The sequence below is a fragment of the Amphibacillus jilinensis Y1 genome (genome assembly GCF_000306965.1).
Lineage (GTDB): Bacteria > Bacillota > Bacilli > Bacillales > Amphibacillaceae > Amphibacillus_C > Amphibacillus_C jilinensis.
Genome location: NZ_JH976441.1, coordinates 138690 through 150624, shown reverse-complemented (window position 1 = coordinate 150624; position 11935 = coordinate 138690). Strand labels below are relative to the sequence as shown.

12 protein-coding genes and 1 pseudogene are annotated in these 11935 nt (G+C 35.1%); 7 read left to right on the top strand and 6 right to left on the bottom strand.

Annotated elements, in window-relative coordinates:
* Nucleotides 1-377: 377 nt before the first annotated feature.
* The 4 genes from B494_RS0116370 to B494_RS0116355 form a co-directional block, all read right to left on the bottom strand.
* On the bottom strand, nt 378-1091 hold the full coding sequence (locus tag B494_RS0116370; protein WP_017473466.1) for a phospholipid-translocating P-type ATPase: 714 nt from the start codon (nt 1089-1091) through the stop codon (nt 378-380).
* On the bottom strand, nt 1088-1945 hold the full coding sequence (locus B494_RS0116365) for an ABC transporter ATP-binding protein (RefSeq protein ID WP_017473465.1): 858 nt from the start codon (nt 1943-1945) through the stop codon (nt 1088-1090). Before B494_RS0116365 ends, B494_RS0116370 begins: the two co-directional genes overlap by 4 nt.
* Nucleotides 1935-2309, bottom strand: a complete 375-nt coding sequence (locus tag B494_RS0116360; RefSeq protein ID WP_017473464.1) for a GntR family transcriptional regulator — start codon at nt 2307-2309, stop codon at nt 1935-1937. The genes B494_RS0116365 and B494_RS0116360 overlap by 11 nt, the downstream gene beginning before the upstream one ends.
* Nucleotides 2310-2458: 149 nt before the next feature.
* Complete coding sequence (locus tag B494_RS0116355) at nt 2459-3715, bottom strand: BaiN/RdsA family NAD(P)/FAD-dependent oxidoreductase (RefSeq protein WP_017473463.1); 1257 nt, start codon at nt 3713-3715, stop codon at nt 2459-2461.
* A 254-nt stretch (nt 3716-3969) separates the two neighbouring features.
* Between B494_RS0116355 and B494_RS0116350 the strand changes: the two genes are divergently transcribed.
* Both B494_RS0116350 and B494_RS0116345 read left to right on the top strand, forming a co-directional pair.
* On the top strand, nt 3970-5601 hold the full coding sequence (locus B494_RS0116350; protein ID WP_017473462.1) for a putative polysaccharide biosynthesis protein: 1632 nt from the start codon (nt 3970-3972) through the stop codon (nt 5599-5601).
* 10 nt (nt 5602-5611) lie between these two features.
* Entirely contained in the window at nt 5612-6325 is a 714-nt protein-coding gene (locus B494_RS0116345) for a pseudouridine synthase (protein ID WP_017473461.1), read from the top strand.
* A gap of 62 nt (nt 6326-6387) precedes the next feature.
* On the opposite strand, the gene B494_RS0116340 is transcribed toward B494_RS0116345, so the two are convergent.
* On the bottom strand, nt 6388-6606 hold the full coding sequence (locus B494_RS0116340) for an HTH domain-containing protein (RefSeq protein WP_017473460.1): 219 nt from the start codon (nt 6604-6606) through the stop codon (nt 6388-6390).
* Nucleotides 6607-6763: 157 nt separating this feature from the next.
* On the opposite strand from B494_RS0116340, the gene thpR reads away from it, so the two are divergent.
* From thpR to trmB, 4 genes are all read left to right on the top strand, one after another.
* On the top strand, nt 6764-7339 hold the full coding sequence (gene thpR, locus B494_RS0116335) for an RNA 2',3'-cyclic phosphodiesterase (protein WP_017473459.1): 576 nt from the start codon (nt 6764-6766) through the stop codon (nt 7337-7339).
* 10 nt (nt 7340-7349) lie between these two features.
* Complete coding sequence (locus tag B494_RS0116330; RefSeq protein WP_017473458.1) at nt 7350-8261, top strand: NERD domain-containing protein; 912 nt, start codon at nt 7350-7352, stop codon at nt 8259-8261.
* Nucleotides 8262-8581: 320 nt separating this feature from the next.
* Nucleotides 8582-9382: a phosphotransferase gene (locus tag B494_RS0116325; protein ID WP_017473457.1), complete on the top strand. Its 801-nt coding sequence runs from the start codon at nt 8582-8584 to the stop codon at nt 9380-9382.
* A 19-nt stretch (nt 9383-9401) separates the two neighbouring features.
* Nucleotides 9402-10046, top strand: a complete 645-nt coding sequence (gene trmB / locus B494_RS0116320) for a tRNA (guanosine(46)-N7)-methyltransferase TrmB (RefSeq protein ID WP_017473456.1) — start codon at nt 9402-9404, stop codon at nt 10044-10046.
* A 207-nt stretch (nt 10047-10253) separates the two neighbouring features.
* On the opposite strand, the gene B494_RS0116315 is transcribed toward trmB, so the two are convergent.
* A complete protein-coding gene (locus tag B494_RS0116315; protein ID WP_017473455.1) occupies nt 10254-10574 on the bottom strand; it encodes a PepSY domain-containing protein in 321 nt (106 codons plus the stop codon).
* Between the two features lie 426 nt (nt 10575-11000).
* Between B494_RS0116315 and B494_RS21760 the strand changes: the two are divergent.
* Nucleotides 11001-11873, top strand: a pseudogene (locus B494_RS21760) (permease).
* Nucleotides 11874-11935: the final 62 nt, after the last annotated feature.

The following is an 11935-nucleotide window of genomic DNA, read 5'->3' as shown; positions in this document are numbered from 1 at the left end:
AGCGCCGATGGTAGTTGGGGATTTCCCCTGCGAGAGTAGGACGTCGCTAAGCGTGAAAAAAACTCAAGACTATTAATTTTGAGTTTTTTTGTTTTGGTTTTTTATTGGGTGCTGTGGTGTTGTTATCCTTAGTTAATTGAGGCCACTATACTAATGAAAAAACGAGAGGTCAAGATCTCATATTGGACTTTGTGAGGTCTCGTTCGTTAATCCGTGCAAATCGTGTGTATATCTATCTTTCACAGTATTGACGATAAAAACTGCATCCCTATTAGATTTTTAACTAATAGGGATGCAGTTCATAAATTGGTGATTTTAATTTAAAGACATTTGTTTGATTAACGATCCTGATAAGAACGTCATATAAAGTTGGTTAGTTAACTTTTATGTGATATTTGATCTACTATACTTGCCTTTTGAACAGTTAATCCAAATAATAACACGACAATAGCAATCAGAGGAAGAAATGCAAAAGGAGTATAATCATAATGGAATATCCCAAAATACGGCATGATTTCTCCAACTATATCTGCTATAGGACGAATAAACAGACTTAATGGTAAAATAAAAATCATTAACATACCATATTTCATACCAAACCGAAACAGTATAGCGCCGATTAGTAGGAACAACATAAACAGCGTAAAATGAAGCAACCACTCAAATATTAAAATATCAAAGGAACTTACATCTGTCAATTCGCCCATATTTAATCCGGTAAATGTAAAATTTTCAATTTTAAAAATATCTATAATCCAATTAATGAAATGTAAAAATATAAGATTTAGAAAAATCATAAATGTCGCTAACAAAACTGAAAAAATGAATGTAGAAACAATATAAAACTTTCTTGAAATGCCTAGTTTTATAATATAAGGAAACACATCTTTAAAGAAAATCATTGCAAAGATCACCATAAAGATAAAACTAGGTAATGCATTAACGCCCATAAATTCAACAGAACCATCAGTTACAATTGCTAATATCATAAATAGCGAAATAAACCCTAAATAAATTAACCAAAAGTGGATAACCGTTTTAATAGAAAATCTATAAAAATAATAGAGACAATTTTTAATTTGATTATTCAATGCTTTGCAACCTCCTCTTTTGTCAAGTAAACAAATAAATCTTGTAGACTCGCTTTTGAATAATGAAGATTTGTCTGTTCTTCCTTAGGCTCATTGTAAACAACCGCAGTCATCTTACCAAGAATTTCAGATTTATGAATCACGTTTTTATCTTTTAAAAATAGCTCAACCTCTTGTTTTGTACCCGAAATAATATCATGCTTATTAACTAAATCTTCAGTAGTTTCATGAAGGAGTAGTTCTCCTTCATGTAGGATGGCCACCTCTTCAAATAATTGACTCACCTCATCAATTAAATGCGTTGATAAAATGATTAACCTTGGATCGTCTTGATAGGAGGCTAATAGAAGGTCGTAAAAATTTGAGCGAAATGATGCGTCAAGACCGATATAAGGTTCATCAAATATAGTGATCGGACAATGACTAGCTAGCCCGACAATAATTCCAACGGCTGATAGCATCCCCTTTGACAAGGTATTGATTTTACTTTTTCGTTTTAATTTGAAAATGTCTAATAAATGATCAGCTTCTTTTTGATTCCAATTCGGATAAAAGGCTGAAGAAATCTTTAATACGTCATCTATTTTAAACTTTTCATAAAAATTATAGTTTTCCTGAATTAAACAAATGTTCTTGGTCGTCGGATAATGATTAAACGGAACTTTATTATTTACCGTTAGTTCTCCCTTAGTTTGTTGGAAATGACCTGCTAATAATCGCATAAAAGTCGTTTTACCGGCTCCGTTTTTTCCGAGTAAACCAATAATCTTTGTTCCCTCAAACGTAACGGTAAGATTCTTCAATGCTTGCTCTTTCTTATATTTTTTGTTCAAATCCTTTGCTTCAATTTTCATCAATAAACCCCTCCTCAATCCAGTTGTATAATTGCGCTTTGCTTAAATGAATGCGTCTAGCCTCACTTATTAAAGGCTTCATATAGTGATCATAAAAGCTATTTTTCCTTTTTTCTAAAATAATTTGCTTTGCTTGGTCTGTGACAAACATACCTACCCCTCGCTTTTTAAAAAGGATGCCCTGATCGACCAATAAATTAATGCCTTTAGCTGCAGTTGCAGGATTAATTCGATAAAATTTGGCAAATTCATTGGTAGAAGGGACTTGGTCATGAGCATTTCGCTGGCCTTCAACAATACTTGTTTCAATTACCTCAGCAATTTGTAGAAAGATCGGTTGATCGTCTTTTAATTGATTAGTCAAAACTTCACCACCTAACTGGTTAATTACTCATGTAACTAACCTACACTATATTTAAATGTTTTGCAAGTATATTTTAAAAAAACTTCTTTTAATGAGTGTGTTATCTTTTCTTAATGTACAAAAAAATAGATACTGCATTCATGCAGTATCTATAAACTCTTCCATGCGGCGTTTTGCCCAGCTAATCTGCCAGTAACAAGAGCAGCTGTAATATTGTAACCACCAGTATAACCATGGATATCCAAAATTTCTCCACAAAAGAATAGCCCTTCCATTAATTTAGAAGCTAATGTAGTTGGAACCACTTCTTTTATTGAGACGCCTCCACCTGTTACAAAGGCTTTATCGATCGACAAACTATCATGGATTAAAAGTTCAAAACCTTTTAGTTCATCAACGAATTTCCGCAGTTTTTCCCGGGAAATATTAGCAGCATTTAAATCTTGATCAATCTGATTCTGACTGAATAGAAAAAGTAAGTAGCGCTCCGGAACAAGTCCTTTAAAAACATTTTTTATAGCTTTTTTTGGTGTTTGATCGATGCGTTCGATAAGTTGCTGATAAAGTTGCTCAGGATTTTGATCAGGTAAAGCGTCAATGCATAAACTGACTTGCTTTTGTCCAGCACGTAACAGCTTAACGACATATTGTGAGCACCGTAAGACAGCAGGACCTGATACGCCAAAGTGAGTAATCAACATGTCCATACGATGGGTAACGAGCTGTTTAGCATGTTGATCTTTAACAGTTAGCGCAACATCTCTTAATGCTAATCCTTGTAAAGTTCTTTCCCTAATAAAAGTTTGCTTAGACACCAAGGGTACTTCAGTGGGATACAGATCAGTGATTGTATGGCCAGCTTTTTTCGCCCAAGGATAGCCATCTCCATTGCTTCCAGTGTGAGGAACGGCTTTGCCACCGACAGCAATTACAGTAGTTTTCGTTGCTACAGTTTGTTGGTTTGGCAACAAGATAGTATGTTGGTCGCTGCCGAAATTAATGTCTTGGACAGCTGTGTTTAGCTTAACCTCAACATTTAACTCGGATAATTTATTGAGTAAGGCGCCGACTACATCCTTAGCGGAATTGCTGACAGGGAACATGCGCCCATGATCTTCTTCTTTTAATTTAACCCCTAATTCCTCAAAGAAATTAATAATATCTTCGTTATCAAAAACAGAAAAAGCACTGTATAAAAATCGACCGTTTCCAGGGATGTGTTTAATGATTTCATCTTTTGGTAACCTACTTGTTACATTGCAACGGCCACCTCCAGAAATTTCGAGCTTTTTACCTAGTTTTTTTCCTTTTTCTATTAAAATTGTTCTGGCACCTTGCTCGGCAGCAGCAATTGCAGCCATTAAACCCGAAGGGCCACCCCCAATTATTGCTACGTCATAAGTCACAATCTCATCCTTTCACTTGTTTTTCTTCTTGTTAAAGTATACTATAATGAAGTGAATTTTGCTTCATCTTCATACCTGTTGATAAAATATGATAGAATGAATAGAGCAAAAGCTAGAACGCTTTTGAGATAAAAGATAGCACGTCTACAAGCAGTTTATTCAGTAGAAGTGGCCTCTTTTTTTCAGTCATGCACTTGCTATAAATCGACTGAATTTGAGCGTTCTAAAGATTAATAAGGAATTAAGGTGAAGATATGTCGAAAAATTCGATTGTACGCGGAACAGTCTTGTTGACATCTGCTACATTTATTTCTAAGTTTATAGGAATGATTTATACAATTCCTTTTGAAAGTTTAGTAGGTGCCACTGGCGGGACTTTATATGGCTTAGCTTACGGCCCCTATACTATTTTTATTAGTTTATCCACCATTGGCATTCCACTTGCAGTATCCAAATTTGTTGCTAAATATAATTCAATGGGTGACTATCAGACAAGTTATCGTATGTATCAATTAGCATTACGGCTTATGTTTATAACCGGTTTGGTGACGTTCGCTATTTTATTTGGAGGTGCCAATGCATTGGCAAGCATCTATATTCCTGATAACTCTGAAGGCATAGCTGTTGAAGATGTCGCTATGGTGATTAGGATGATTAGTTTTGCTTTAATTATTATTCCACCAATGAGTATTACCAGAGGGTTCTTTCAAGGCTATCAATCGATGGGACCAACTGCCGTTTCACAAGTGATTGAGCAATTTGTCCGAATAGGGTTTTTGTTGGCTGCTGTATATGCTGTTATACACATCTTTGGTGGAACGATTACAACGGCTGTAGGTTTTGCTACCTTTTCGGCTTTTATTGGTGCAATTGCCGCTGCAATCGTGTTGTTCTGGTATTGGAAAAAGCGTAAGCGTCACATCAATCTCTACATTCAACAACAAACAGTCGATCGAACGAATATTTCATCGCGTGCTCTATTTAAGGAGTTATTTAGTTATGCTGGACCATTTGTGTTTATTGGACTAGCGATTCCTTTGTATCAACAAATTGATGCAATTACTTTCTCGAGAACACTGATTAACATGGGCGAGGCCCAAGCAGTTATTGATCATGCTTTTTCAAATATTAATTTGTATGGTCATAAGTTAATTATGATTCCAATTACATTGGCTACGGGTACATCATTAGCAACCTTACCAACCCTGACCAAGTCGTTTGTTGATCGTAATAAGCCCTTACTTTTTCAACAGATTAATCAGTCTTTACAGCTTATTGTGTTATTCGTTTTACCGGCAGTTGTTGGGATGTCTATTCTTTCACATGAAATTTGGGGTGCTTTTTACGGTGTCAATGATTTTATTGACTTGAATGGATATTTGTTAGGATGGTATGCACCTGTCGCTTTATTTTTTGCCTTGTTTACTGTGACTTCTTCAATTTTACAAGCGATAAGTCAACAGCGCTTTGCTATTTACAGTTTATTTATTGGTCTTGTATTAAAAAGCATTCTAACGATTCCATTTTTACAATGGTTTGGTCCACAAGGTGCTGTAATAGCGACATGGATAGCTACTTTTATTACGGTGGTAGCAAATTTATGGAAAATAAAACAAGCCATTGCTTTTTCATTGCGTCAGTTTCTAAAACGCTCTATGTTAATGGGGATTTTCACTATCTTTATGGCACTTGCAGTCGCAGTTGTAAGATATTTATTGCACTTTGTCGTAACATATCAAGATGGACGCTTGGCTAATGTTATTATTCTAGCGATTACGGTTACAATAGGAGCATTCGTTTATTTATGGTTTAGCTATCACTCAACCTTATTAGAGCGTATTGCGGGTGGACGTGTGCGTATACTCGACCGAATTATGAAAAGATAGGATGATCAAAATGCGTTTAGATAAATTATTAGCTAATACAGGATATGGTAGCAGGAAAGAAGTTAAAAAATTATTAAAGTCAGGTCAAATTACGGTTAATGATGAGCTTGTAAAAGAACCGCAAAAAAAGATTAATCTGCAAGAAGATAAGGTTTGTGTTAATCAAGAACAGGTACACTATGAAGAATTTGTCTACTTTATCCTTAATAAGCCCGCTGGTGTTGTAAGTGCAACAGAAGATTCAAGAGACCAAACTGTCATTGATTTATTAGCTGATGAGGACAGACGAACTGATCCTTTTCCAGTTGGGCGATTAGACAAAGATACGGAAGGGCTACTTTTAATAACAAATGATGGAAAATTAGCGCATCGTTTATTATCACCTAAAAAAAATGTAGGAAAAACATATTATGCTAAGGTTGAGGGTAACGTTACTGTAGAAGATCAAGCTATTTTTCAAAAAGGTGTGGTACTTGACGATGGTTATCAAACAAAGCAGTCCGAGTTAACGATCTTACAAAATGGTCAAATATCGGAGATTGAGTTAACGATTTATGAGGGGAAATATCACCAAGTGAAGCGAATGTTTGAAGCTGTTCATAAACGTGTGATTTATTTGAAGCGAATAGCTATGGGAGAGTGGCTGTTAGATCCAGAATTAAAATTAGGAGAATATCGACGTCTAACTGAGGATGAGATCATGTATTTGAAAGCGTTAAATTAAAAACACACAAAAAAATAAGCTGACTAAGAACAAACGTCAGCATGGTACTAAGTTTGGCGACGTTACGAAATCTTAACTTTCTTTTTCGTAATGTCCCATTTCCCTCTAGTAGGGCTCCTCACCAGGCCGTTATATGATAATACGTTTAAATCCCGTTGAACCGTTCGATCAGTTATATCGAACTCTTCAGCAATTTCTGTCGTTGTAACTGGACCGTTTTCTCTAATAAATAAATAGACAGCCTTTACGCGAGTAAGCATCCGGGTTGTTGATTGACTCAAAAAACCACTCCTTAATGTAAGCATTAGTTTTGTGGTGTTGCTGAATCTCTTAAAAACATTCTACACCTTTTGATTATAAAATGCTAGTTTTCAATATCAAGTTTTACATTTTCTTAAATAAAACCGATATAGAGAATAACTGAAAGAAGATGAGGAAATGGGAGAACAAATAACCAGACATTACTTTTTAGCTTTGGAGCTAAGCGATGAATTAAAAAAATGGCTCAGACAAAAACAACGTGTGTTACAATCAATTATTGGGGAAAAGACATATAGAACGTGGACTGATCAAGCTGATTTCCACATAACATTAGCTTTTTTTGGTAAGCTTACTGATGTTGAAAAAACAACACTGATAGATAAAATAAATCAGCTCTCTCCATTAAAGTCGTTTATCATTAAAATTGGAGACATCGGCTATTTTGGTAATGATCATGAGCCACGTGTGTTATGGATGCGAGCAGCCAAAAATCAAGATATCGAGCGATTGCTAAAACAAATTAACCAGCAAATGGGGGCGTTAAATCTTCCAATCGATCAGCGTGCCTTTTGTCCTCATGTCACACTAGCTAAAAAAGCAACTAATAAATGGTTAACTGATGATGGTTGGAGTGAACTAGCCGCTAACTTTGTAGATAGCTTTCATGAAAAAATCTCTGCTATGGTATTATATAGAGTACAAATGCTACATATACCAAGATACCAATGTGTTGAGCGTTTTAAATTAGAATGAGGTGTGAATAATGGGACAATTAATTAAACTTGAAAATTATATATCGCGCTATCAGCGTGATATTCTCCATTATCCAAGACAGTTTATTAGGCTTAAACAAGATAATTGGAAAAGGTTACTTGATCTATGGCATAATCAACCGAAACAAAACCGTATTGAAGCGCCATTGGAAGATACAAATCGGGCAGCTCTATTCGATAAATTTTTTGGGATATTTAACAAAAAAGAAGTCATAGAAGATCAACCTATTGAACCCTTGCTTCCACAAAATGAAGAGCAATTGAAGCAATATTTTTTAGATTCTTTATATCATTTTCAATTGAATTGGTCCTCAACGACTTTACATGAGATGTCGTTTTTAGATCGAAGTTATCAAGAAGATTTAACTTTAAAATATTTTTTGCAACGCTTCCCTGATAGTTTTTTATTTATGTATCAACCTGTATTTAAATTGAAAAATGCAACTGTTGATGCTGATATTATTATGATTACCCCTTTTGAAGTTAACATTATAAAGCTGGTTGAGTATCCTTCTAACCGTACGGTAATCCCGGGTGATGATCGGACGTGGTTTATTGAAGAGAATAATGTGCGCTCAAAAATGTTAAGTCCAATGTTATCCCTTAAGCGGTCAGATAAGATTGTGAAGAGTATTCTTAATCATGAGGGGTTAGACATACCTATTCATAAAATTATTTTGTCACGAACAAATGCTATTGACTTTGATCTTGAACCGTTTCAAACGACTTATATAGATAAGGATGCACACGAAGAGTGGTTGCAAAAGCAGCGTGCTTATACGTCACCATTAAAGCATCAGCAACTAAAAGTTGCTGACGCTTTACTCGCTTATTCGGATACAGTAGCTGTCAATCGTCCTGAGTGGGAACAAGGTGAAGATGATGAATTTTATCACAGCTAACCACCATTAAAATTCCCATCTCAAAATAGAAAGTAGTACGCCTCTATTAAGACGGGCGTAATCGATGCTAATGTTCTGGATACATGCAACGACCCATCCGTGAAAGAAGACAAAAATGCCGACTTTTAAGGTTCGTTTTATTCGAAATAAAATTTATACTTGATCTTTCTACCGTTTATGAGTTAATCTTTAATTAAGATAAAAAATTATAGTGGTGAATTTTCGCTATTTTTACCATTTTGTTGGTCTATTTGCTATCTGTTTTTGTCAAAGAATTGTTTATTAGCAACAATAAAATGGAACGGAAAGGGGGATGCTTTGTGCAACATATGCTTGGAGATGAATGGACGATTGAATCAGCTGGTGGTTCTACTGGCGAAGCTTATTACGCTCAATCAGAACATAAACGGTTATTTTTAAAACGGAATTCGTCGCCATTCTTAGCTGTGCTATCTGCACAAGGTATTGTACCCAAGTTAGTCTGGACTAAAAGGTTAGAAAACGGTGATGTTATAACGGCGCAAGAGTGGTTGGATGGTAAGGAGTTAAATCCCGAAGTTCTTCAACATCCTAAAGTTGCTGAACTATTAGGACGTATCCACCATTCTGCAGAGTTGCTAGATATGTTAACCCGTATGGGAAAAACACCACTTAATCCTATTATGCTGTTTCAAGATTTAAAGCAGATGATTCAATATAAATATAAATTTATCTATCCAACAGTTATTCACCAAAGTTTGCAGTTTATGGAGAAACATTTAGTTTCTGTTACTGGCATTAAGCCCGTTGTTTGCCATTGTGATCTTAATCATAATAATTGGTTAATAACAGATGAAGGAAAGTTGTACTTAATTGATTGGGATAATGCCGAAATCGGTGATCCTGCCATTGATTTAGGTATGCTATTCAATCGTTATATTCCTGAAGCCGAGTGGGAAAATTGGTTAGCGGATTATGGTTTGAAAAGTACAGATTCACTTTATTTAAGGATGCATTGGTACATGTTATATGAAATGATGATTGACCTATATCATTTAAATCCAATGAAGCCAGTAGAAGAGAAGTTAAAGAAATTGCAACGCACACTTCAACGTGCTAACCAATTTTGTCATATGAAATGAACATGAAGGAGTAATGAATGTGCGCGCACGACATAAGCCATGGGCAGATGATTATTTAAAGGAACAAACGACTTATGTTGAATTAAACCCTCCATTGTATAAAGGTAAATGGCAGTCGAGGTTTAATGAAAATCAACCGATTCATATAGAAATTGGTGCTGGGAAGGGCCAGTTTATTACGGGGATGGCAAAACAATCCCCTAACGTTAACTTTATTGCTATTGAGGTTGTGAAGAGTATTATAGTCAGTGCTGTTCAAAAAGTTGTTGAACAAGAACCTGACAATGTTAAATTGATTAACTTTGATGCAAAAGATTTACGTGATATATTTTCTGAAAATGAAGTAGACTGTATTTATTTAAATTTTTCTGATCCGTGGCCAAAAAATAAACATGAGAAAAGACGTTTAACTTATGCTGCATTTTTAGAACAATATCAACATGTTTTAAAACCTGGTGGCGAATTGGTGCTAAAAACCGATAATAAAGGGTTATTTGAATATAGTTTGGTTAGTTTTTCTAAATTTGGTTTAGTTTTAGATGAAGTTACGTTAGACCTTCATGCACTTAATGAGTCAACGAATGTTATGACAGAATATGAAGAGAAATTTGCAGCAAAGGGGCAACCGATTTATCGTTGCCGAGCAAAATTTCCGAATGAATAAAGAAGAGGATTCGTTTGCGAATCCTCTTTTCTTTATTCATTAACGATTGGGGGGGATCACAGAAAAGCATCCGTAAAACACCCACCTCAAAATAGAAAACAGCATTAAACCTATTGAGGTGGGTGATAACGGATGCTCATGTCTTGATTCACTCAACCTTCAATCAGTGGGCGTGTTCGTTCTTCGCCCACTGATTGAAGGTTCGCTTTATAGCACATTATTTGTTTGTTCAGTAGAAATAATAGAGCCTGTGTTTGCATCAACGTAAAATTCATATTGGTTGTTATGGTCATTAATGGTACGCGTGATGCCCCCACGATATACTTTATATGTTAAACCGTGTAAGTTCATATCTTCGGTTTTCATGTATATCCAAGAACCGCTAACTGCTCCTTGTTTTTTGAATTGTTCTTTAGCATGCTTTAATGCCTGTTCAGGTCGAATCGGCATTTGCGCTAATTGTGTTTTAATGGTATAGCCCAACGCAACACCTAGTCCTAGAACAGCTAATGTCTTCTTCAAACGCATTCATCTCACCCCAATTTTTTATACTATGGCTAGTATACCTTATTTTATATAAATTAGAAAATAGTATCAACCTATTCTCAGTCCTCTTTTATTGAATAGTGCGTTATAGGTGATCTGATAAGCTTTGTTTTTTCTATTAATTCACTAAAAACACATAGTGAATTTTTTTATTGGTCTTTTGTGGGTAGCTGTACGTCTTCGAAAATTGACCTGAATAATTTTATTTTGCTGTTCTATATAGGTATGTGCTAGATTCATAAATTATAAAGGAAAGTATGGTTAGATAGGTGGGATTTTAATATTGAATAAATTAAGAGCGTTCGTTATAGACTTTACAGGTTTATTTTTGCTTGGATTAGCGATGTGTTTATTTTCGTTTAAAGAGAGTATCTAGCTAATATTTAATTACCTGCATCAATTTACAAAATGAATACTATTTTCTTTAGTATTTTAATAGAGGCATTACCCTTTGTTTTGCTCGGTGCTCGGTGTCATTATTTCAGGCTTGATTCAATTATTTATAACAGAAGACCATATTAAACAATGGATTCCTAAGAATAAATATTTGGCGATAATCATGGGGGGCTTACTAGGCGCGATATTTCCTGGTTGTGAATGTGGAATTGTGCCCATTGTTCGTCGCTTATTAAATAAGGGTGTGCCGACTTACGCTGCGATAGGATTTATGTTGACTGGACCACTCATTAACCCTTTAGTTATACTCTCCACTTACATTGCGTTTGGTAATGACTTAAAGATCGCGTTTTTACGGATGGGCCTGGGTTTTATAATAGCCTTGACTATAGTAGTCGTGATGAGCTTATTCATTTAAGATCTTCAACGCATAAAAAAATCAAACATGACCATCATGACTTTAAAGCTTCATTATTAACTAAGATAAGTGGCGCAATGATTCATGCAACAGATGAGTTTTTTTATATGGCTAAGTATTTAATTTCAGGCATTTTATTTGACGCTTTTGTCCAAACCTATCTTTCTTATGAAATCGTATTTTCTTTTGGTGAAGGCGAAGGCGTTGCAACGGGTCTAATGATGGTACTGGCTTACTTGTTATCTGTGTGTTCGGAAGCTGATGCCTTTATTGCCGCTTCATTTAGCAATGTATTTCCTGTCTCAGCTTTATTAGGCTTTTTAATTTATGGTCCGATGATTGATTTGAAAAATACACTAATGTTACTGAGTGTATTTAAAACCAAATTTGTTATTGTCTTTTTTATTATGGTAACCGTTATTGTTTTTAGTGTCCTTTTACTGTTTCAAGGTTTTTATCACAGCTAACCGTCCGTAAAAATGCCTGCCACAAAATAGAGTGTAAAGCTTATCTATTTAGACGGGAGTTA